Annotated in this window: 20 protein-coding genes; 15 read left to right on the top strand and 5 right to left on the bottom strand. The window is 63.8% G+C overall.

All coding sequences use genetic code 11. The features are described 5' to 3' along the window. Positions 1-9: 9 nt before the first annotated feature. Complete coding sequence (gene fliE / locus IFU00_04200) at positions 10-384, bottom strand: flagellar hook-basal body complex protein FliE (GenBank protein ID MBD8541483.1); 375 nt, start codon at positions 382-384, stop codon at positions 10-12. A gap of 189 nt (positions 385-573) precedes the next feature. Here fliE and fliF point away from each other — a divergent pair, with 189 nt between their 5' ends. From fliF to IFU00_04130, 14 genes are all read left to right on the top strand, one after another. Next, the gene (gene fliF / locus IFU00_04195; GenBank protein MBD8541482.1) at positions 574-2274 is read left to right on the top strand and encodes a flagellar M-ring protein FliF; all 1701 of its coding nucleotides are present in this window, start codon (positions 574-576) and stop codon (positions 2272-2274) included. Further along, a complete protein-coding gene (fliG, locus tag IFU00_04190) occupies positions 2267-3271 on the top strand; it encodes a flagellar motor switch protein FliG (protein ID MBD8541481.1) in 1005 nt (334 codons plus the stop codon). Before fliF ends, fliG begins: the two co-directional genes overlap by 8 nt. Then, positions 3271-4032: a flagellar assembly protein FliH gene (locus IFU00_04185; GenBank protein MBD8541480.1), complete on the top strand. Its 762-nt coding sequence runs from the start codon at positions 3271-3273 to the stop codon at positions 4030-4032. Before fliG ends, IFU00_04185 begins: the two co-directional genes overlap by 1 nt. A 1-nt stretch (position 4033) precedes the next feature. Continuing rightward, positions 4034-5458 carry a flagellar protein export ATPase FliI gene (fliI, locus tag IFU00_04180; GenBank protein MBD8541479.1) on the top strand — a complete coding sequence of 475 codons (1425 nt, stop codon included), beginning with the start codon at positions 4034-4036 and terminating at the stop codon, positions 5456-5458. Between the two features lie 40 nt (positions 5459-5498). Further along, positions 5499-5942 carry a flagellar export protein FliJ gene (gene fliJ, locus IFU00_04175; protein MBD8541478.1) on the top strand — a complete coding sequence of 148 codons (444 nt, stop codon included), beginning with the start codon at positions 5499-5501 and terminating at the stop codon, positions 5940-5942. Positions 5943-5967: 25 nt separating this feature from the next. Beyond that, positions 5968-7260 (top strand): flagellar hook-length control protein FliK, encoded by a 1293-nt coding sequence (locus IFU00_04170; GenBank protein MBD8541477.1) that lies wholly within the window; start codon positions 5968-5970, stop codon positions 7258-7260. A gap of 199 nt (positions 7261-7459) precedes the next feature. Further along, positions 7460-7981, top strand: a complete 522-nt coding sequence (gene fliL, locus IFU00_04165; GenBank protein ID MBD8541476.1) for a flagellar basal body-associated protein FliL — start codon at positions 7460-7462, stop codon at positions 7979-7981. A gap of 12 nt (positions 7982-7993) precedes the next feature. Further along, a complete protein-coding gene (fliM, locus tag IFU00_04160) occupies positions 7994-8977 on the top strand; it encodes a flagellar motor switch protein FliM (protein MBD8541475.1) in 984 nt (327 codons plus the stop codon). Positions 8978-9024: 47 nt separating this feature from the next. Further along, positions 9025-9468, top strand: a complete 444-nt coding sequence (fliN, locus tag IFU00_04155; protein MBD8541474.1) for a flagellar motor switch protein FliN — start codon at positions 9025-9027, stop codon at positions 9466-9468. Then, positions 9465-10148, top strand: coding sequence for a flagellar biosynthetic protein FliO (gene fliO, locus IFU00_04150; GenBank protein ID MBD8541473.1), 684 nt, complete (start codon positions 9465-9467; stop codon positions 10146-10148). Before fliN ends, fliO begins: the two co-directional genes overlap by 4 nt. Next, positions 10138-10878: a flagellar type III secretion system pore protein FliP gene (fliP, locus tag IFU00_04145; GenBank protein ID MBD8541472.1), complete on the top strand. Its 741-nt coding sequence runs from the start codon at positions 10138-10140 to the stop codon at positions 10876-10878. Before fliO ends, fliP begins: the two co-directional genes overlap by 11 nt. Positions 10879-10891: 13 nt before the next feature. Next, positions 10892-11161, top strand: a complete 270-nt coding sequence (gene fliQ / locus IFU00_04140) for a flagellar biosynthesis protein FliQ (protein MBD8541471.1) — start codon at positions 10892-10894, stop codon at positions 11159-11161. Between the two features lie 30 nt (positions 11162-11191). Next, positions 11192-12034 (top strand): flagellar biosynthetic protein FliR, encoded by an 843-nt coding sequence (gene fliR, locus IFU00_04135; GenBank protein ID MBD8541470.1) that lies wholly within the window; start codon positions 11192-11194, stop codon positions 12032-12034. Between the two features lie 55 nt (positions 12035-12089). Then, the gene (locus IFU00_04130) at positions 12090-13001 is read left to right on the top strand and encodes an alpha/beta hydrolase (protein MBD8541469.1); all 912 of its coding nucleotides are present in this window, start codon (positions 12090-12092) and stop codon (positions 12999-13001) included. Positions 13002-13058: 57 nt separating this feature from the next. Here IFU00_04130 and IFU00_04125 read toward each other — a convergent pair whose 3' ends face one another. Next, on the bottom strand, positions 13059-14066 hold the full coding sequence (locus IFU00_04125) for a DUF4214 domain-containing protein (GenBank protein MBD8541468.1): 1008 nt from the start codon (positions 14064-14066) through the stop codon (positions 13059-13061). A 254-nt stretch (positions 14067-14320) separates the two neighbouring features. On the opposite strand from IFU00_04125, the gene IFU00_04120 reads away from it, so the two are divergent. Then, positions 14321-16348 (top strand): AsmA family protein, encoded by a 2028-nt coding sequence (locus IFU00_04120; protein MBD8541467.1) that lies wholly within the window; start codon positions 14321-14323, stop codon positions 16346-16348. Here the strand turns inward: IFU00_04120 and flgL are convergent. The 3 genes from flgL to flgJ form a co-directional block, all read right to left on the bottom strand. Further along, positions 16335-17558 carry a flagellar hook-associated protein FlgL gene (flgL, locus tag IFU00_04115; protein ID MBD8541466.1) on the bottom strand — a complete coding sequence of 408 codons (1224 nt, stop codon included), beginning with the start codon at positions 17556-17558 and terminating at the stop codon, positions 16335-16337. The two genes, IFU00_04120 and flgL, sit on opposite strands and share 14 nt — an antisense overlap. 17 nt (positions 17559-17575) lie before the next feature. Continuing rightward, a complete protein-coding gene (flgK, locus tag IFU00_04110) occupies positions 17576-19546 on the bottom strand; it encodes a flagellar hook-associated protein FlgK (GenBank protein ID MBD8541465.1) in 1971 nt (656 codons plus the stop codon). Positions 19547-19652: 106 nt separating this feature from the next. Beyond that, on the bottom strand, positions 19653-20609 hold the full coding sequence (flgJ, locus tag IFU00_04105) for a flagellar assembly peptidoglycan hydrolase FlgJ (protein MBD8541464.1): 957 nt from the start codon (positions 20607-20609) through the stop codon (positions 19653-19655). Positions 20610-20613: the final 4 nt, after the last annotated feature.

Raw genomic sequence — 20613 nt, 5'->3', positions numbered from 1 at the left:
CTAACCCCACTACACCTGCATGTTCATGATGTCCTGATAGGCGGAAATCATTTTGTTGCGTACCTGCACAGTCGCCTGGAACGCAATGCTCGATTTTTGCATCGCCACCATCGTGTCCGACAGGCTGACCGTATCGTCACCCATCGTGAACCGCTTGCTCAGGGCTTGCGCCTCGGCCGAACGGTCGCTCACGCCCTGCAGCGTGCTGTGCAGGGCTTCCGCAAAATCGAGCTTGACCGTGGGTTTGCCCCCGATCGCGCTCGCGCCGCCCAGGCCATTGGCCACCTCGGGCGCTGCCGACGCCTTGGTCGCTGCCGCCTTGAGCTGCTCCATCATGGCCTGGATCCGGCTTGTATCAATCCCGCCGATGCCGCCAATACTCATCTTGCCCTCCGCTTGTGTTCGCCTTGCAGAAAACTCTACAAATGCACTCAGGAAAGCAGAATAGCAGCGCAAAAGCGAATTTGACCTGCGAATCAGGCCCGTAAACGCCCGCTATTTCGGGGTTTGAATGTTGCCCGGTGGCTCCATAATGCGTGCTGTCCCCACCCATTTTGACCAGGCCCCTCCACCATGGCAGCAACTGCTGAAAACCTTATCGACACGCCACCAGGCACGCCGGCCCCCGCTACCCCGTCGTTTTTCCAGACGACCATGGGCAAGCGCGTTGCCGTGGGTGGTGGTGTCGCGCTCATTCTGGCGTTGATGATTGCGGTCTGGATGTGGAGCCAGGCGCCGGAGTACCGGATCCTGTTCGCCAATTACAGCGACCGTGATGGCGGCGCCATTACCGCGTCGCTCGACCAGATGGGTGTGCAGTACAAGTTTTCAGAAGGCGGCAACGCGATCCTCGTGCCGGCCGAGCAGATCCACGACCTGCGCCTGAAGCTTGCGGCCCAGGGCTTACCGAAAGGCGGCAACGTCGGCTTCGAGCTGATGGAAAACCAGAAGCTGGGCGTCTCGCAGTTTCTGGAACAGGTCAATTACCAGCGCTCGCTCGAAGGCGAGCTGGCGCGTTCGATCCAGTCGCTGGGTTCGGTCGCCGCCGCACGCGTCCACTTGGCGTTGCCAAAACCATCCGTCTTCGTGCGCGACCAGCAAAAGCCGACCGCGTCCGTGCTGCTGAACCTGCAACCGGGCCGCGCGCTCGATCCGGGCCAGGTCAGCGCCATCGTCCACCTGGTCGCCTCGAGCGTGCCGGAACTGACCACCGGCAACGTCACCGTGGTCGACCAGAACGGCGCGCTGCTGTCCGATACCAGCAACAAGGGCGCGGGTGGCAAGTCGCTCGATCCGACCCAGCTCAAGTACGTCGATCAGGTCCAGCAGAACATCATCAAGCAGGTCGAGTCGATCATCAAGCCGCTCGTCGGCGAAGGCAATGTGCGCGCCGAAGCCACCGCCGAAGTGGACTTCGCGCAAGTCGATACGGCCGCCGAGATGTACAAGCCGAATTCGCCACCCGAGCCGCAGGCAATCCGCAGCACGCAGAGTTCGGAAGTGGTCGGCGCGGGCGGCGCGGCATCCGGCGTGCCGGGCGCGCTGTCGAACCAGCCGCCGGGCGTGAACACGGCGCCGATCGAAGGCGCACCGCCGGCCGAAGGCGCGCAGCCGAGCGCCCCGACCAGCAAGAACTCGACGACGAATTACGAAGTCGACAAGACCATCCGCTACGAGCAGCGCCCGATGGGCGGCATCAAGCGCCTGACGGTCGGCGTGGTCGTGAACCACCGCCGCATCGTCGACCCGGCCACAGGCAAGGTGACCGTGCGTCCGCTGGCCGCGGCCGAAGTGGCCCAGATCAATGAGCTGGTCAAGCAGGCGATGGGCTACAACCAGGCGCGCGGCGACACGCTGAACGTGACCAACGCGCCGTTCGACGGCGTGGACAAACCGGCCGAGGCAGTGGTAGAACCGACCTGGTGGAGCGATCCGGCGAACTTCCCGCTGTTCAAGGACCTGGCCCGCTATGCCTTCGTGGCTGCCGTGATCGCCTTCCTGTACTTCCGCTTCCTGCGTCCTCTGCTGCGTCCGGCCATTAAGAAGTTCGACGAAGCCACCGCCGTGCCGGAAGAGCCGAAGGAAGAAGAAAAGGACGAGAACGCCGAAGAAGAAGTCGCCGACACGCCAGCCGAAGAAGCGATCAAGGAAGAAGAAAAGATACGCCAGGACATGGGCTACCGCGCCAACCTGAAAATGGCGCAAGAGCTGGCAAGCAAGGATCCGCGCATCGTCGCCAACGTGATCAAGGGATGGTTGGGTTCAAATGAGTGATAAAGACAAAGACAATACCAACAAGGCCGCCATCCTGATGCTGGCCCTGGGCGAAGCCGAAGCGGCCGAGGTGATGAAGTTCCTCGGCCCGCGCGAAGTGCTCAAGCTGGGCGCCGCGATGGCGCAGATGAAGGCAGTGCAGCACGAACAGGTGGTCACAGTGCTCGAAGACTTTGTCACCGAGACCAATCTGCACTCGACCGTGGGCCTGGATTCGGACGAGTACATCCGCCAGGTGCTGACCAAGGCGCTGGGCGACGACAAGGCGGCCGTGCTGCTCAACCGTATTCTCGGCGGCAAGGACGCGTCGGGCATCGAGAGCCTGAAGTGGATGGACTCGGTGTCGGTTGCTGAACTCATCCGCAACGAGCACCCGCAGATCATCGCCACGATCCTGGTCCACCTCGAGCGCGACCAGGCCTGTGAAATTCTGGCAAACTTTACGGAACGGCTGCGCAACGACGTGGTGCTGCGCATCGCGACGCTCGACGGCGTACAACCGGCGGCGCTGCGCGAACTGAACGACGTGCTGACCAAGCTGTTGTCGGGCAATGAGCACATCAAGAAGTCGTCGCTGGGCGGTGTGCGTACGGCGGCCGAGATCTTGAACTTCATGAGCGGCGAGCAGGAATCGGCCGTGATGGACAACATCAAGAACTACGACAACGACATGGCGCAGAAGATCATGGACGAGATGTTCGTGTTCGACAACATTATCGATATCGACGATCGTGGTATCCAGTTGCTGCTGCGTGAAGTACAGTCGGACATGCTGATCATTGCGCTCAAGGGCGCCTCGCAGGATCTGCGCGAGAAGGTGTTCAAGAATATGTCGCAGCGTGCCAGCGAAATGATGCGCGAAGACCTGGAGTCGAAAGGTCCCGTGCGCTTGTCTGAAGTGGAATCCCAGCAGAAGCAAATTCTGCAGATCGTGCGGCGACTGTCCGATGAAGGCCAGATCGTCCTGGGTGGTAAAGGAGAGGATTCGTTCGTCTGATGGCAATTTCAAAAGAACAGCAGAGCGCCTACCAGCGCTGGGAGATGGCCTCGTTTGGCGACGAGCGCCCCAGCACGCTTGCCCGGCGCGCTGCTGAGCAGCCATCCCCGCCCCCAGCGCCGGCGGGCGTGTCGCTCAATAGCCTCGGCCTCGGCCTGCCGCCGAACGTGATGCTGCCCAGCGTCGAAGAACTCGAAGCGATGCGCGAGGCAGCGCGCCAGGAAGGCTTTGCGCAGGGCCTGGACGAAGGCCGCACGCAGGGCCACGCTGAAGGCCACGCCGAAGGGCATGCCGAAGGTTTCGCCGCCGGCAGCGCCGAGGGCGAACAGGCCGCCATGCAAGAACTCGAACAATTGCGCACGGTCGCCGCCAGCTTCGGCAATGCCGTGGCGCAGGCCGACGAGACAATCGCCAAGGATGTGCTCGACCTCGCGCTGCGCCTTGCGCGCGGCATGGTACGCACCGGCCTGGACGTGCGGCCCGAACTGATCATGTCGGTGGTGCGCGACGCCATCAACCAGCTGCCGATCCTGCAGCAGCCCGCCCTTCTGATGCTCAATCCGCAAGACGCCGAACTGGTGCGCCATGGCATGGCCGAAGAACTGGCCACCGGTGGCTGGCGCATCGTCGAGAATGGCTCAATCGCGCGCGGCGGCTGCCGCGTTGAAACGGCCAGCAACCAGATCGATGCCCAGGTCGAGGCCCGCTGGCAACGCCTGACCCACGCACTGGCCGCCAATGTCGACTGGCTGAGCCCGTAACATGGACGACCACACCACCCTGCACCCGCCCGAGGTGTCTTCGCACGACCGCCACACGGCGCGCTGGAAAGCGTATATCCGCGACTGCGACACGCTCGTCAGCTTTGCCGAGCCGCTGCAGATTTCGGGCCGCGTCACGCGCGTGGCGGGCTTGGTGATGGAATGCGTCGGCCTGCGCCTGGCCGTGGGCGCGGCCTGCACGATCCCCACCGCCAGCGGCCAGATCGAGGCCGAAGTGGTCGGGTTCGAGGGCGAGCGCCTGTTCCTGATGCCGCAAAGCGACACCGAAGGCGTCGTGCCCGGCTCGCGCGTGTTCCCCGTCGAAAGCGTGCTGCCGCCGCCGGGCAGCGTGCCGCACGGGCGGCGCCGGCCGCAAGACCGCGCGCGCCACCTGCCGGTGGGTATCCAGCTGCTGGGCCGCGTCGTCGATGGCGCCGGCCGGCCGCTCGATGGCCTGGGGCCGCTTGGCACGTCCGACATGGCGCCGCTGAATGCCCGCCCCGTGAATCCGCTCGACCGCGCGCCGATCAAGGACACGCTCGACGTCGGCGTGCGTGCCATCAATTCGATGCTGACGGTCGGCCGCGGCCAGCGTCTGGGCCTGTTTGCCGGTACCGGTGTCGGCAAATCGGTCCTGCTCGGCATGATCGCGCGCTACACCGAGGCCGAGATCATCGTCGTCGGCCTGATCGGCGAACGGGGCCGCGAGGTGAAGGAATTTATCGACCAGATCCTGGGCCCGGAAGGCCGCGCACGCTCGGCCGTGGTGGCCGCACCAGCCGACTCGCCGCCGCTCCTGCGCCTGCAGGGCGCGGCCTACGCCACCGCGATTGCCGAGTACTTCCGCGACCAGGGCAAGAACGTCATGCTGATCATGGATTCGCTGACCCGCTACGCGATGGCGCAGCGCGAAATCGCGCTGGCGATCGGCGAGCCGCCGGCGACCAAGGGCTATCCGCCGTCCGTGTTCGCCAAGCTGCCGGTGCTGGTCGAACGGGCCGGCAACGGCCTCGAAGGCGGCGGCTCGATCACGGCGTTTTATACCGTGCTGTCCGAGGGCGACGACCAGCAGGATCCGATCGCCGATGCGGCGCGCGGTATTCTCGACGGCCACATCGTGCTCAACCGCCACCTGGCCGAAGCCGGTCACTACCCGGCGATCGACATCGAGCAATCGATCTCGCGCGCCATGCACTCGATCACCACGCACGAGCACCAGCTGGCAGCGCGCAAGCTCAAGCAGCTGTACTCGCGCTACCAGCGCTCGCGCGACCTGATCAGTGTGGGCGCGTATGCGGCCGGCAGCGATCCGGTGCTCGACATGGCGATTGCCAAGAACACCGAGATCGAGGAATTCCTGTGCCAGGAAATCCACGACAACGCGTCGCTTCCCGAGAGCTTGGGGCGATTGACCACGTTATTCTAGTGATTGCGGGCAACGTCATGCCGGTAGAATGTAATTCACCATGGCACAAGCTTCCGCTCTCGAAACACTGATCGACCTGGCGCAACGCGACTCCGACGCGGCCGCCAAGCGGCTTGGTGCGGCCCTGAAACTGGTCGAGGACGCCGAGCAGAAGCTGGCCATGCTGGTCGGTTACCGCGACGAATACGCGCGCAAGCTCGACACCGCCCAGATGGACGGCATCACGCCTTTCGCGTACCACAACTTCGTTGCCTTCATCGGCAAGCTGGACCACGCATTGAATGGCCAGCGCGAAGTGCTCAAACACGCGCAGAACAAGGCGACGTTCGAGCGCACGACCTGGCAGGAAAGCGAGCGCAAGCGCCTGTCCTACCGCACGCTGAACGAACGCGCAGCAAGCGAAGCACTCAAGGTCGAGAACAAGCGCGACCAGAAGCAGATGGATGACCACGCAGCCCGTGGCGCCCGTTACAAACAACGCTGAACCAACGTCGATAGTCGAGTCCACCATGACGATGCAGACCAACACCCTCCCGTTCCAGATCACCGGCGCCAACGCCACGACGCAGCGTCCGGCCACGCCCGATCGCCTGGCCGACGCAGCACGGAGTAGCGGCACTGGCGGATTCAGCGCCACGCTGAACCGTGAAATGGCCACGCGCCAGCCGGCAGCGCCGCCGCAACCAGCGGCGCAACCTAAACCGGCGCAAGGGCCAAAACCGGCAAACGCCGACAAACCGGCCAACCGCGATCCGGTACGCGACGGCCCGACCCGCTCGACCATCCGCCCGCCAATGCACGACGGTGACGCCAAGTCCACGCAGGCGGCCAGCAGCAACACGGCAGATGCAGCAAGCGATGCCGACGACGCGGCCGCAGCAGAAGCGGCCGCGGCCGCAGCGGCAGCCACCACGCCGGTCACCGACATGCTCGCCTTCATGGCCAGCCTGAACCAGCCGGCCAGCGCCGCTGCCACCATCAGCACCGACGCCGCCGCAGCCGGTGCCGCCACGGAAGGCGACGCACAGCTGACCGCGCTCGAAACGGCGCTCAACAACATGAAAGCCATGACCACCGGCGCCACCGACGACACGGACGCCGCCGGCGGCAAGGGCCAGGCACTCGCCAGCGGCGTGCAGCAGGCACCTGCCGACCTGCGCACCACCCAGGCACCCGGCACCGCGCTGCCACAGGGCGAGCAGGATGTCGGTCAGTTCCAGGCCCAGCTGCGCGAGACCCAACAGCAGCAACTGCCAGTGGCCGAAGAAGCCCCGGCCCCGCTGGCTGCACTGCAGGCCCAGGCGGCCAAGGTCGATGCCACGGGCAATCCGGCGATGCCGGGCGACCGCATCCCGGCACGCCTGGGCACCCAGGCCTGGGACAACCAGGTCAGCCAGCGCATCGTGTACATGGTCGGCAAGGAGCAAGCGGCCACGCTGACCCTGAACCCGCCCGACCTGGGCCCGGTGCAGATCGTGCTGAACGTGACCAACGACCAGGCCACCGTCGCCTTCTCGTCCGACCAGCTCGACGTGCGCCAGGCGCTTGAAAACGCCCTGCCCCGCCTGCGCGAAATGATGAGCGAAAGCGGCATCGCGCTCGGCAACGCTACGGTCGACGCCAATGTGCCCGACCAGCGCCAGCAGCAGCAGGACAGTGACCGCCGGGCGCAGGGCGGCCAGGGCGGCGCCGGTGGCCTGACGGGTGACGGCCAGGATGCCGCGCCGGCCGTGAACGAGGTCGCGCCGCGTACGCGCACCGTCTCGATCGGCGACCATGGCATGGTCGATCTGTTCGCCTGATGCCGCACTGGTGTCCCGGGGGCGGCCGCGCGGCCGCCCTTTTCTATTCTGTCATCGCGCCTCAGCAACAATCACACGGATTACCACGGCTTCCACCCTCTATTCGAGGCTTGCTGGGACGCATCTTTCCACGACAATGCCATAATGATGAACCCTCACCAACCAGCGGCAAAGACACATCTTGAAAGCGAATCCGAAAATGAAAGCTGATCCGAAAGCGGACACCGCAGCGGCACCTTCCGGCTCGAAGAAAAAGCTGATCATCATGATCCTCGCCGCCGTGCTGGTACTGGGCGCAGGCGCCGGTGCAGGCTGGTACTTCACGCAGGGGTCAGCGGCCCATGGCGAAGAAGAAGACGCGCCGGCCAAGGAACACAAGAAAAAGAAAAAGAAGAACCCGGACGCGAAAGCCGAGTACGTGCCGATCGAGTCGTTCACCGTGAACCTGCAACCGGAAAACGGTGAACAGTATTTGCAAGTGCAGTTCACGCTGCAAGTGGCGGGCGCCGAGCAGGCCACGCTGGTCAAGGACAATATGGCGATCGTGCGCAATCGCATGCTGTTGCTGCTGTCGAGCAAAAAGGCATCCGAGATCAGCACCGTCGAGGGCAAGCAGCAGCTCGCCACCGAGATCCGGACGGCCATTACCGAACCCTTCGAGAAAGATGGCGACGAACAGGAAGTGTCCGACGTATTATTCACCTCGTTCATCATCCAGTAAATCCAGACAAACATGGCCGATAATTTCCTCTCCCAGGAAGAAGTCGATGCCCTCTTAAAAGGGGTCAACGGCGATCAGGACGACATCTCGGCGCCTGAAGACACCTCGGGGGTCCGCACCTACAACCTGGCAACGCAGGAGCGCATCGTGCGCGGCCGCATGCCGACGCTCGAGATCATCAACGAGCGTTTCGCCAGGTATTTGCGGATTGGGTTGTTCAACTTCCTGCGCCGCAGCGCCGAAGTGTCGGTCGGCTCGGTGCGGGTGTCAAAATACAGCGAGTTCATCCGCAACCTCGTGGTCCCGACCAACCTGAACCTGGTGCACATGAAGCCGCTGCGCGGCACGGCACTGATGGTGCTCGATCCGGGCCTCGTGTTCCTGCTGGTGGATAACCTGTTCGGCGGCGACGGGCGCTTCCACACCCGCGTCGAAGGCCGCGATTTTACCCAGACCGAGCAGCGCATCATCATGCGTATCCTCGACATCATCTTCGAGGCGTACGCCAAGTCGTGGGAGCCGGTGTTCCCGGTCGAATTCGAGTTCATCCGGTCCGAGATGAACACGCAGTTCGCCAACATCGCCACGCCGAACGAAGTGGTCGTGTCGTGCACCTTCACGGTGGAACTGGGCTCGGTGTCAGGCCAGATCCACTTCTGCATGCCGTATTCAATGATCGAGCCGATCCGCGATGCCCTGACCTCGAGCCTGCAGGGCGAAGCGCTGGAAGTCGACAAGCGCTGGGTGCGCCTGATGACGCAGCAGATCCAGGTCGCCGAAGTCGAGCTGGTCGCGGTGCTGGGTCACGGCAAGGCCAACTTCGACGAAATCCTCAACATGAAAATCGGCGACGTCATCCCGATCGTGGTGCCCGAGATGGTGCAGGCCACCGTCGATGGCGTACCCGTGATGGACTGCAGCTATGGCGTCTTCAGCGGACAATACGCGCTGAAGGTCGAGAAGCTGCTCGCCAATAGCGACACATTCAACAAGTAATCGGTATATTGGCGAGGCGCGCAGCGCCCGCCGCACAGGAGAACACCATGTCCGACAATCAGGAAGACCAGGAAAACATCGACGACGATTGGGGCGCAGCCATTGCCGAACAGGCCGCGGCCGAAGCGGCAGCACTCGAACGCCAGACGTCCTCTGCGGCCGCCGCACCGGTGGCCGCCGCAGCCGTGTTCAAGGATTTTTCGAACAAGGGCGCGCGCAACGAAACGCCGAACGACATCGACTTCATCCTCGACATCCCGGTGCAACTGACGGTCGAACTGGGCCGCACCAAGATCGCCATCAAGAACCTGCTGCAACTGGCCCAGGGTTCGGTCGTCGAGCTCGATGGCCTGGCGGGTGAACCGATGGACGTGCTCGTCAATGGCTGCCTGATTGCCCAGGGCGAGGTGGTGGTCGTGAACGACAAGTTCGGCATCCGGCTCACCGACATCATCACGCCATCCGAGCGGATTCGCAAACTCAATAAATGACCGCACGCCGCGCCGCCGCCAGCTATTTTTCGACCATTGCGGCGCTGCTGCTGGCGGCGCCGCTCGCGCTGGCGCAGCAGGCGGCGCCAGCCAGTGAGACCACCACCGGCCGGCCGGCGACACCCGCGGTACCGGCGCCGGCCACGGTGCCCGCCGTGACCGCGCCGCCGGTTGCCGCGCTGCCGGGCGATGCTGCCGTGCCTGCAGAACCTGTAGAAGCTGCGGCAGTGACAGCGGCCACGCCGGCGCCATCCACCACGACCACCGCCCCTGCCATCACGCCGATGCGCCCGCCGCCGCAAGTCGCGCTGCCGGCCTCCAGCGGCTCCGGCGCGGCCGGCCTGCTGCAAACAATTTTCGCGCTGCTGCTCGTGCTGGGCCTGTTGATCGGCCTGGCCTGGCTGCTCAAGCGCTACGGCCCCAAGCCGGGCGGCGGTCTGGCCAACCTGCGCGTGGTCGGGGCGCTGAATATCGGCGGACGCGAACGCATCATGGTGGTGGAAGTGGGCGACCAGTGGATCGTCGTCGGCGCCGCCCCGGGCCGCGTGAACGCGCTGCACACGATGCCGCGCCAGGACGTCGACCTGGGTGCAGGCACGGGCGCCGGACAAGGCACTATCCCCGCCACACGCTTTGCCGACTGGCTCAAGAACACGATGGACAAACGCAATGCGTCATAAACACCTGTGGCTGGCCGCTGGCCTGGCCCTGCTGCCGCTGATCGCGGCGGCCCAGCCCGGCATCCCGGCCTTCCAGAGCAGCCCGGCAGCCAACGGCGGCACCGCGTATTCGCTGCCGGTGCAGACGCTGCTGCTGCTCACCTCGCTCACCTTTTTACCGGCCGCACTGCTGATGATGACGAGCTTCACGCGCATCATCATCGTGCTCTCGCTGCTGCGCCAGGCACTTGGCACCCAGACCGCGCCGCCGAACCAGGTGATGGTGGGGCTGGCGTTGTTTTTGACGTTCTTCGTGATGGGGCCAACGTTCGACCGCATCTATAGCGAAGCATATCTGCCGCTGCAGAACAACCAGATCCAGATGACCGAGGCCATGAACCGGGGCGCCGTGCCGCTGAAGGAATTCATGATCAAGCAGACGCGCGAATCCGACCTGGCGCTGTTCGTCAAGATTTCGCGCTCGCCGGCGCTGCAGGGCCCCGAAGACATTCCGCTGCGGGTCCTGATTCCGGCGTTCGTCACCAGTGAACTCAAGACGGCGTTCCAGATCGGCTTTGCGATCTTCATTCCGTTTTTGATCATCGACATGGTGGTGGCGTCGGTCCTGATGGCGATGGGCATGATGATGATGTCCCCGGCCGTCATCGCGCTGCCGTTCAAGCTGATGCTGTTCGTGCTGGTCGACGGCTGGCAACTTCTGCTGGGCTCGCTGTCCCAGAGCTTCTATTAGAGGACGCCGCGCGATGACTCCCGAGAGCGTAATGACGATGGGCCGCACGGCCATGGAAGTGACCCTGATGGTCTCGGCGCCGCTGTTGCTGGTGGCGCTGATCGTCGGCCTGGTCATCAGTATTTTCCAGGCCGCGACCCAGATCAACGAGGCCACGCTCTCGTTCATCCCGAAACTGGTCGGCGTGTTCGTCACGCTGGTGGTGGCCGGCCCGTGGATGCTGTCGGTGATGCTGGACTATATGCGCCAGGTGTTCACGGGTATTCCCGGCCTGATCGGCTAAGGCCCGCGTGCGCACGCCCGGAGGCGCCCGATGCTGACGCTGACCTCGGCGGAAATGAATGCCTGGATCGCCGGTCTGCTGTGGCCGCTGTCGCGCATTCTCGGCCTGATCGCTGCCGCCCCGCTGTTCGGCAACGCCAGCGTGCCGGTGCGGGCCAAGCTCTCGCTGGGCATCCTGCTGGCGATCGTCATCGCGCCCCTCGTGCCGGCCGTGCCGGCGGCCGACCCGACCTCGTGGGCGGGCCTCCTTATCCTGACCAAGGAAATGATCATCGGACTGGCGATGGGCTTCGCGATGCGCATCGTATTTGCCGCGATCGAGTACGCCGGCGAAGTCTCGAGCCAGACGATGGGCCTGGGCTTCGCGATGTTCTTCGACCCCAGCACGCGCGGGCGCTCGTCGGCCATCAGCCAGTTCATGGCACTGGTTGCGACGATGGCCTTTCTGGCCGTGAATGGTCACCTGATCCTGCTCGAGGCACTGGCCGAAAGCTTCATCACGATGCCCATCACCGACACCCCGTTTTCATCGAACACGGCGCTGGAACTGGTGCGCTGGGGCGGCCGCATCTTCTCGGCCGGGCTGCAGATCGCCATGCCGATCATCGCTGCGCTCTTGATCACGCAGGTCGCCCTCGGCATCCTGACGCGCGCCGCACCGCAGCTGAACATCTTCGGCATCGGCTTTCCGATCACGCTGGGCGTGGGCTTCCTGACGCTGAGCCTGGTGCTGCCGTACCTCGGCGCGCCGATCGTCAACCTGTTCAACCAGGGCATTGAAGTCAGCAGATCATTGCCGCGCGCCAGCAATCCGCAGCCGGGGACTGCGGGTGCGCAGCCGGCAGCGACGCCGGTGGTGCCAGCGCCAGGGTAACGGCAGCCAGCGCGCTGCGTTACAATGAGAATCATTCTCATCTTTCAACATGCGCATGGCCACTCCTGCTGCCGTTCCCACCTGCTTCCCACGCCGCCGCATCCTCGGCGCCGCTGTCGCACTGACCGCCCTCGCCACCCCACTGGCCCGCGCCGCAGTTGAGTGGCAACCCGCCACGCTGCACCAGGCCCGGCAGCTCGACATCACCTCACCCACCACCGGCCAGACCTACCGCATCTTCGTCAGTATCCCGACGACCCCGCCCCCACCCGCCGGCTACCCGGTCGTCTACGCGCTCGACGGCAACGCGACCTTCCCGACGCTGGCGGTGATGGCGCGCACGATTCTGCCGCGGGGCGCTGCGCTGCCCGTTGTCGTCGGCATCGGCTATCCGGGCGAGTTCGATTACGGGATGGGGCGCGGTCGCGACTACACGCCACCCTCGGGTGCGGGCGGTCCTGCGAAGGAAGGCGGCGCCGATCTGTTCCTCGACTTTATCGAACGCGAACTCAAGCCGCTGATCGCCACGCTGGCGCCGCTCGATCCGGCGCGCCAGGCGCTGTATGGTCATTCGTACGGCGGGCTGTGCACATTGCACGCTTTGTTCACCCGCCCGGCAATGTTCCAGACGTACCTGGCGGCCAGCCCATCGATCTGGTACCGCGAGCGTGTGGTACTGGATGGCATGGACGGTTTCAATCGGCGCGTTGCCACCCTGCCCGCGAAGCCGTCGCTGATGCTGGCCGTGGGCGAACTGGAACAACCGTCAACGGCAAACGGCCCGCTGCAGGGCCGTGACGCCATCGCCGCTGCGCGCCGCATGGTGGACAACGCGCGCGAACTGGGCGAGCGGCTACGAAAGACCAACACCCTGGCGCGTGTGCAGTTCCACCTGCTGGCGCATGAAGATCACGGTTCGGCAACCTTCCCGGCCATGGCGCGTGGCCTCGAGTTTTTCCTCGTGTGAAACAGGGAAGTGATTGATCAGATATTCAATACTGCGCCTTACCAGAGCGCGAGCGATTCACCCATACGGCGTGTAGGTAAAGCCATTGCCAATCACGTCTGCCAGTTGCGCGCGATTTTCCACGCTCTCGGCAAATTCAATGAGTACGTCCGCGCGACTGGTTCCATGGTCCAGCGCAGCATTCCAGAATGCGACACCGGACGCTTCGCCGTCGCGATGCAGTACGTTGTCATACAGCGCGTCGATGAAGGCCATATTGCTGGTATTGGCGCCATACAGGTCGGTGAACTCCGCGCTGTCGATGAAGCTCTGCGAGATCGCCGTCAACGTCTGGCCCGCGTCGCTGACCGCTAGCCAGAAACCGAAACCGATCTTGTCGGGTGTACGGTCGAACGCGGCCCGGTACAGGCGGTAAACCTGGCCCAGGTTGCCCGCCATGGACAGGGCCAGCGCGTCCTTGCTTTCAGTGAACAGGGCGCGTTCGATACTGGTCAGCTCCACCGAATATCCGCCCCAGGGGATCGGCACGGTATTGCCGGTCTCCGTCTTGGTGAATGTGAAGTCGGATAGAGCTCTGGGAAAGACTGCCGTGTCGCGCATGTTGGCATCGGTACCCATCACACGACCGCGAGTTTCGGCGCCGAGGCCGGAAACCGCGGTGTCGCCATTACGCAGTGTGTTGATCTCGAACGGTCCCATGGATAGAAAATCGTTGTTGAGGTTGCCGCTAGCATCAGCAATGCTGCCGGTGCCTAAGCTCACGTTATAGCTGCGCACCGCCAGCAGATGATCGGGGGTGTAGGTGAGCGTGTTGCCGCTGACCGTCACCGCAGGGCCGGTCATGTCGATCAATTCGAGTGTCGTCGAATAATTCCCGGCAATCAGCCAAAGCCTGCCGCCGTGCACCTGGATCGCTTCATCGAACACGATCGTGAGGGGTCCGTCGACGGTCGCGCTGACCGAGACTATTCTCGGCGCAGTCGTGTCAGGGGCCGTGGCTGCAAAACCCGTTGCGACGACCCGGTCGGCGGTGGAGGCATTGGCGAGCAGATTGTCGGTGTGCATGAGCGTGACAAACGGGTAAGGAGAAAATCAGTATAGCCCGATGGAAGCCGCATCGAGATAACCAGAAAGCATAAAATCACGTGGCACTCCTCGTCCTGGATTTCCCCTCTCCTCCCGTAAAGCGTAAAAAAATACCAATTAATTGTGCAGTAGTGCGACTTAGCCAACCAACAATATTGCCTGGACCCTGCTAGCCTGACCATCCCGGTGCCTCGCTGCGCCAGCCGCTGACCCACTCATGGGCACGATCGACAATGACTCTTTCCAGACCTCTCAAAATTACCGGCTGGATCTTGCTGGCCATCACCGTGGCAGTGATCCTGTTCCTCATGCTGTTCGACTGGAACATGCTGCGTCCCTACGTCAACCGCAAGGTGTCAGAGACAACCGGGCGTGAATTTGCCATCCGCGGTGACCTGGACGTCAAGTTCCAGCGTGATCGCAACGGCGAAACGGGCTGGCGGCGCTTCGTGCCGCAGCCGCATATCACGGCCGACAACGTGTACATGAGCAATCCCGCCTGGAGCACGGTCGGCACGCAGATGGCCGCCGCCCAGCGCATCGAAGCGGGCGTGCGCATCCTGCCGCTGCTCACGAAGGATGTCGTGATCACCGACCTGCGCCTGGCCAATCCGGACATCGCCGTCCAGCGCCGCGCCGATGGCAGCAATTCGTGGACCTTCAAGGACAACGGCCCATCAGAATGGAAGGTCGATCTGCAGCGCTTGGCCTTCGACAGCGCCAAGGTGCGCTACGTCGATGAGCCGGTCGGCCTGGACCTGCGCGCCACGGCCGATTCGATCAAGGGCGGCGAAACCGCCTCCACGGCAGCAGGCGTGCCGCCGTATGGCCTGACGTTCACACTGGCCGGCACCTACAACAAGGCGAAGATCACCGGTGGCGGCAAGGCCGGCGCGGTGCTCTCGCTCACCGGCGACGACACCAGCTTCCCGATCGAAGCGGAAGCCACGGCCGGCGAAAACAAGCTTGGCCTGCGCGGCATCATCCGCGATCCGCGCTCGCTGTCGGGCTTTGCCCTGCAGATGCAACTGGCCGGCGCCAGCATGGCCGACCTGTACGGTCTGACCGGCGTGCTGCTGCCGGAAACGCCGCCATATGCCACCAAGGGCACCTTGCTGGGCAAGAAGGACGGCGACTTCTGGACCTTCACCTATAAAGATTTCACCGGCAAGGTCGGCGCCAGCGATATCGCGGGTACGCTCGCCTACGCCCAGCGCAAGCCGCGGCCGCTGCTGACGGGTGCACTGACTTCGAAGCAACTGCGCCTCGCCGATCTGGGTCCGACCGTGGGCGCGGATACGGGCGAAGGCACGAAGGCCGCGGGCAAGGTCACGGCGCCGGCGCCGGGCAAGGCCCTGCCGGTCGACCAGTTCAACACGGCCAAGTGGGGCGCACTCGATGCCGAGGTCAAATTCACTGGTAAACAGATCCTGCGCACGGCCGACATTCCGCTGCGTGACATCGAGACCACGATCCGCATGAAGGACAAGGTCCTGACGCTGACTCCGTTGAGCTTTGCGCTGGCCGGCGGGCGCATCACGTCGAATATCCGCCTGGACGGTCGCGAGAAAGTGCTGGATGCATCGGCCCGGCTGGCGGCGCGCGGCGTGAAGATCCGCGAACTGTTCCCCAAGCTGCAATCGATGCAGGCGACCTTTGGTGAAATCAATGGCGATGGGGCGCTGGTCGGCAAGGGCAATACCGTGGCGGCCATGCTGGGCACGTCGCAGGGCGAGATCAATGCCGTGGTTACCGAGGGCACGGTCAGCCAGTTCGTCCTTGAACTGGCCGGCCTGAACGTGGCCAACGCCGTCTACGTCAAGATTTTCGGCGACAAGCAAACCATGCTCAACTGCGTGGCAGCGACCACCACGGTGCGCAATGGCCGCGCGAACATCGATCGTTTCGTGCTCGACAGTGAAGATGCGGTGGTGAACGCGACCGGCTATGTGGACCTGGCGACCGAGAAGCTGGACGTCGACGTGCGGCCAAAAACCAAGGGTGCGCGGATCCTGTCGCTGCGGACGCCACTGTATGCGCGCGGCACGTTCAAGGATCCGAAGGTGGGTCCGCATGCCGGGCCGCTGGCGCTCAAGGCCGGTGCAGCTGTGGCGCTGGCAGCGATCAATCCGCTGGCCGCCCTGCTCCCGTTGATCAACGTCGACAAGGCGCCCGACACGAACTGCGGTGCAGAGATCCGCGCCGCGAAAGAACCACCGAAGGTGAACGGTAAGGTCGCGCCGAAGATCAAAGGTAGTTAAACAGCGACAGGCCCGACATCGTCTTGAACGACATCTGCGCCGCCTGCAGCGTCATTTGCTGCTGCGAGAAGTCCGAGATGGCCTTGACGGTGTCGAGGCCCACCAGGTCGTCGAGCGTGGATGCGTACTGGATGTCCAGGTCGTCGCCGGTGCTGTCGAGGTAATCGAGCTCTTTCATGTGGGCGCCGACCGATGACTGTACCGTCAGCACGTTGTCGTGCGCATTCTTCAGGTTGTCGATGGCCGTGTTCAGGCCATTGGTCAGCGCTGCCTTGCCGGCCGAGCCTTCGCCCGGCAGGCGCAGTGTGGCGATCAGGTCGGTCACGGTCGTAAACACTGACTGCTTCTGGCTTGGCTCGACACTGAAGGTGTCGCCATTGGCCGGCACGCCCTTGATGTCCAGGGCCATACCGCCAAAGGTGATCTGCTTGCCGGCTTCATAGGCATTGCCGCTGCTGACCACGGCTTTCGGATTGCTGCTCGTGTTGTAGACCGAATACGTGGTCACCGGCGGCGTGGCGGTGCTGACCGCAAATTCGATCCCGTACTTGGTGCTATTGAATGCCTGGCGGTCCACGACCGAACCGGACGAGATCAGCGCCGCGCCCTTGTTGGCGCTGCCGGCCTGGGTCTGGAAGTTGCCGTTGCCGGTCGGGATCGCCTCGAAAATGGCGCTGCCCGATGCCGACAGCGGCAATTTGCGCGAATCGCTCACCTGCAACTGGCGCACACCCTGATCGCCCTGGTAGGCGGCGCCGGTTGGGGTGCTGGTGAACGGCTGCGTCGTGGTCATGTAACCCGAAAACAGGAAACCACCCGAGCCGTCGGCGGTATTGGCGATGCCCAGGAGATCGGCCAGCCGGCCTTCGAGTTCGGTCGCCAGCTTTTCGCGGTCGCTCGGCAGCATCGTGGCGTTACCGGCCGTGACGGCCAGCGTCTGGATGTCCTGCAGCACATCGCCCGTATTTTGCAGCGTCGATTCCACCTGCGCCAGCGATGACTTCGCGCTGTTGCGGTTGGTGGCGAACTGGGCGTTGATTTCCTGCGACTGGCTCACTTCGAGCGCGCGCGCCGAAGCGACCGGATCGTCGGCGGCGGTCAACAGGCGGCGGTCGGTCGACAGCTGCATCTGCGTGCGCGCGAGCGCGCTTTGCAGCGTGTTGAGCTGGTTGGTCGAGGTGGAATACAGGTTCGCGGTACTGATACGCATGATGTTCTTTCGCTACGTTAGCGGCTGATCGACAGCAGCGTGTCGAAGATGGTGCCGGCGATCTGCATCACCTTGCTCGACGCCTGATAAGCCTGCTGGTACTTGATGAGATTGGCCGCTTCTTCATCCAGATTCACGCCCGACACATCGGCCTGGGCGCCCTCGGCCTGTGCCAGCAAGGCATTGCCGGCCTGCGCATTGACCTGCACTTCGCGCGTCTTGTTGCCCACCTGGCTGACCATCTGTGCGTACGACGACGTCAGCGTGGCGGTGCCGTTGTTGAAGATATTCTTGGTCTGCAGCTCGCCCAGCGCAGCGATATTGCGGGTGTCGCCCACGCCGCTGTTGTTGGCCGCGATCGTGAACTTGTCGTTGTCGCCTGGCTTGCCGGTCAGCGTGACGCTCACACCGCCAAAGCTGTAGGTCGAGCCGTTGTCGAATTTGACGTTGGCAGAATTGACCTGGCTCGAGACGCCCTTGCTGTCGACCACGGTGACCATGCCTGCCGGGAAGCCCGTCAGATTGCCGTTGGTTTCATCGAATTCCAGCGTCACCGGCAACGCGGCAGGTGCGGTCAGGAAATCCTTGGACACCTTGCCTTCGCTGATCTTGCCGGTGCCGGTATTGGTCAGCGGCATGCTGGTCAGAATCGGGGCTGCGGCCGCGATCTGCGAAACATCGTTGGCCAGCACATTGAAGTTGGCAGCGCCGTCGATGGTCGGGCGCACCAGGAACGTATCCTTGTTGCGCGCATTGTTTTTGAAGCTGAACTCGACGCCATCGACTTCAAACGTGGCCACGCCATTTGCGCCCGGCGTGACGGTGCCCACGTCGGTGTTGTCGGACTGGCGCACGACCTTGTAATTGGTGCCGTTGAACGTGACTTCGTAGTCGCTGTCCTTGAGCTTGCTCGGATCGGTCACCTTGGCGGTCAGCTCGGCCGCCGGATCGGTGCTGGTGCCCTTGGCATTGTTGATGCTCGCGCCGACAAACGCCGGCGCCACGTTGAAGAACGGCTGCCCCTTGTTGCCGTTCTGGTCCAGGCCCAACTGGTGCTGGGCGTTGAATTCGAAGGCCATGCCGATCGCGATCTTGCCGAGCGAACTCTGGGCGGTATCGAGCGTCTCGGTACGAAACTCGAGCAGGCCGCCCAGCTTGCCGCCGGAGAGCGCGCCATCAGGCAGCACCGCCACTTTCGAGCCTACCTGGTAACCCACTTCCATGCGCGTCAGGTCGGTTGGCGACACCATCGCCGCCAGCTGGAACGAGTCATTGCCCACCACCAGCGGCTGGCCATTGCCGATGGAAATCGTCAGGCTGCTGTTGTCGCCCGGTGTGACGGTGGCCTTGACGAACTTGTTCAGCTCGAGCACCACTTGGTCGCGCTGGTCGAGCAGGTCGTTCGGCGGACGCGTGGCCGACGAGGCGAAATTGGAAATCTGCTCGTTGAGCTTGGCGATCTGCGTGCCATAGGTGTTGATCGCGGTGACGCTCGCTTCGATTTCGCCGTTCACGCCGGTGCGGATTTCGCCAAGGCGCGAATCGAGGTCTTGCAGGCGCGTGGCCAGCGTTTCGGCACTCGACAGCATCGCCTGGCGCGACGGCACCGACGCGCGGTTGGCCGCCATGTCCTGCACGCCCTTGAAGAAACCCTGCATCGCCGGCGACAGGCCCGACGTGGTATCGGCCAGCAGGTTGTCGATCTGCTTGATCTGCGAATAGTACGATTCCAGGCCGCTGGTGCTGGCCTGGGCGTTACGCACCTGCGTGTTCAAAAAGTTGTCGCTGTAGCGCTTGATCTGCGCGATCTCGGTCCCGGTGCCCAGGAAGCCGACACCCGTATCGAGCGCGGCCGACGTGGCCTGGACCACGGTCTGGCGCGAGAAACCCGCCACGTTCGCGTTGGCGATGTTGTGGCCGGTCGTGGCGAGGGCTGCCTGTGCTGCATACAACCCTGTCTTACCGATGGCGAGGAGGCTACCTGACATAATTTTTTTCTCTCTGTGACAGTACAGTCAACGGCAGTTTTTCAGAAAACTTGACGGTTGGCTGACATAAGAATGGCGTCAACGGGCGCATGTGCGCATGTGTACATTACGCCAGCGAATTCTTGATCAGGCGGGTCAGCTTGGCCGCGTAGTTCGGATCGGTGGCATAGCCGGCGCGCTGCAGGCCCTGGGCAAAGGTGGCCGCGTCGCTGCTGCCGATAACTTTTTCGTAACGCGGGTTCTTCGCGATCATGTTCGCGTAATCGCGGAACGAATCGGCCGGGCTGTCGTAGGCGCGGAATTTCTCGACCTTCGTCTGCGGCTTGCCATTCACGTATTCGGTGGTGACAGCGGTGGCGACCTTGCCTTTCCAGCTGGCCCCGGCCTTGATGCCAAACAGGTTGTTGCTGTTGCTGCCATCGGCGTTCCTGATCATGCGTTTGCCCCAGCCGGTCTCGAGCGCGGCCTGGCCCAGCATGAACTTGGCCGGCACGCCCGTCGTCTGCTCGGCGGCATGCGCGTGCTCGTGCAGTTTTTCCTGGAACGCGCGCACGTGCGGCGCCTGCACCCGGCCCGTCTCGGTCGTTGCCGGCAGCGGCGGCGCCTTGCTGGCGGCGGCCGCGCCAGCACCGAGCGCTGCGCCATTGCCATACATGGCCGCGGCGTTGTTCAGCGACGGCGTCAGGCGACCAGCGCCAGCAGCAGTATCGCCACCCATGCCATCGGCGCCAATGGCCAGCGCCTGCTGCCCCATCTGATTCGCGCTCAGCTGGCGCACCAGCACGTCGGCCAGGCCGACACCGCGCTTGGCCAAGTTCTGGCTGGTCTGCTGGTCGAGCATCGTCGTGAAGGTCTTGGTCTGCTGGTTGTCCAGCATGCCTTCCTGGGGCGTCGCGTCGCGCATGCTCTTCATCATCATATTGATGAACATCGCCTCAAACTGGGTCGCCGCTTCTTTCATGGCGGCCGGCGTGCCGGCTTTCGCGCTGTTCTTCAGCCCGTTGAGGCTGTTGGTGTCGAGCGCGAGCTTGCTGGTCTGGTCAAGGTTGGGCGATGCGATCATGGCG

Origin of the sequence: Oxalobacteraceae sp. CFBP 8761, assembly GCA_014841595.1 — a bacterium.
In the GTDB taxonomy this organism is placed as follows: domain Bacteria; phylum Pseudomonadota; class Gammaproteobacteria; order Burkholderiales; family Burkholderiaceae_D; genus Telluria.
This window is presented reverse-complemented; position numbering and strand designations above follow the sequence as displayed.

Excerpts from the sequence above, each read along its gene's own strand:
- fliL (MBD8541476.1), top strand. The coding sequence starts at position 7,460 with ATGAAAGCTGATCCGAAAGCGGACACCGCAGCGGCACCTTCCGGCTCG.
- IFU00_04130 (MBD8541469.1), top strand. The coding sequence starts at position 12,090 with ATGGCCACTCCTGCTGCCGTTCCCACCTGCTTCCCACGCCGCCGCATC.
- fliN (MBD8541474.1), top strand. The coding sequence starts at position 9,025 with ATGTCCGACAATCAGGAAGACCAGGAAAACATCGACGACGATTGGGGC.
- fliR (MBD8541470.1), top strand. The coding sequence starts at position 11,192 with ATGCTGACGCTGACCTCGGCGGAAATGAATGCCTGGATCGCCGGTCTG.
- fliQ (MBD8541471.1), top strand. The coding sequence starts at position 10,892 with ATGACTCCCGAGAGCGTAATGACGATGGGCCGCACGGCCATGGAAGTG.
- flgJ (MBD8541464.1), bottom strand. The coding sequence starts at position 20,609 with ATGATCGCATCGCCCAACCTTGACCAGACCAGCAAGCTCGCGCTCGAC.
- fliM (MBD8541475.1), top strand. The coding sequence starts at position 7,994 with ATGGCCGATAATTTCCTCTCCCAGGAAGAAGTCGATGCCCTCTTAAAA.
- fliE (MBD8541483.1), bottom strand. The coding sequence starts at position 384 with ATGAGTATTGGCGGCATCGGCGGGATTGATACAAGCCGGATCCAGGCC.
- fliP (MBD8541472.1), top strand. The coding sequence starts at position 10,138 with ATGCGTCATAAACACCTGTGGCTGGCCGCTGGCCTGGCCCTGCTGCCG.
- IFU00_04185 (MBD8541480.1), top strand. The coding sequence starts at position 3,271 with ATGGCAATTTCAAAAGAACAGCAGAGCGCCTACCAGCGCTGGGAGATG.
- fliO (MBD8541473.1), top strand. The coding sequence starts at position 9,465 with ATGACCGCACGCCGCGCCGCCGCCAGCTATTTTTCGACCATTGCGGCG.
- fliF (MBD8541482.1), top strand. The coding sequence starts at position 574 with ATGGCAGCAACTGCTGAAAACCTTATCGACACGCCACCAGGCACGCCG.
- fliG (MBD8541481.1), top strand. The coding sequence starts at position 2,267 with ATGAGTGATAAAGACAAAGACAATACCAACAAGGCCGCCATCCTGATG.
- IFU00_04170 (MBD8541477.1), top strand. The coding sequence starts at position 5,968 with ATGACGATGCAGACCAACACCCTCCCGTTCCAGATCACCGGCGCCAAC.
- IFU00_04125 (MBD8541468.1), bottom strand. The coding sequence starts at position 14,066 with ATGCACACCGACAATCTGCTCGCCAATGCCTCCACCGCCGACCGGGTC.
- flgK (MBD8541465.1), bottom strand. The coding sequence starts at position 19,546 with ATGTCAGGTAGCCTCCTCGCCATCGGTAAGACAGGGTTGTATGCAGCA.
- flgL (MBD8541466.1), bottom strand. The coding sequence starts at position 17,558 with ATGCGTATCAGTACCGCGAACCTGTATTCCACCTCGACCAACCAGCTC.
- fliI (MBD8541479.1), top strand. The coding sequence starts at position 4,034 with ATGGACGACCACACCACCCTGCACCCGCCCGAGGTGTCTTCGCACGAC.
- IFU00_04120 (MBD8541467.1), top strand. The coding sequence starts at position 14,321 with ATGACTCTTTCCAGACCTCTCAAAATTACCGGCTGGATCTTGCTGGCC.
- fliJ (MBD8541478.1), top strand. The coding sequence starts at position 5,499 with ATGGCACAAGCTTCCGCTCTCGAAACACTGATCGACCTGGCGCAACGC.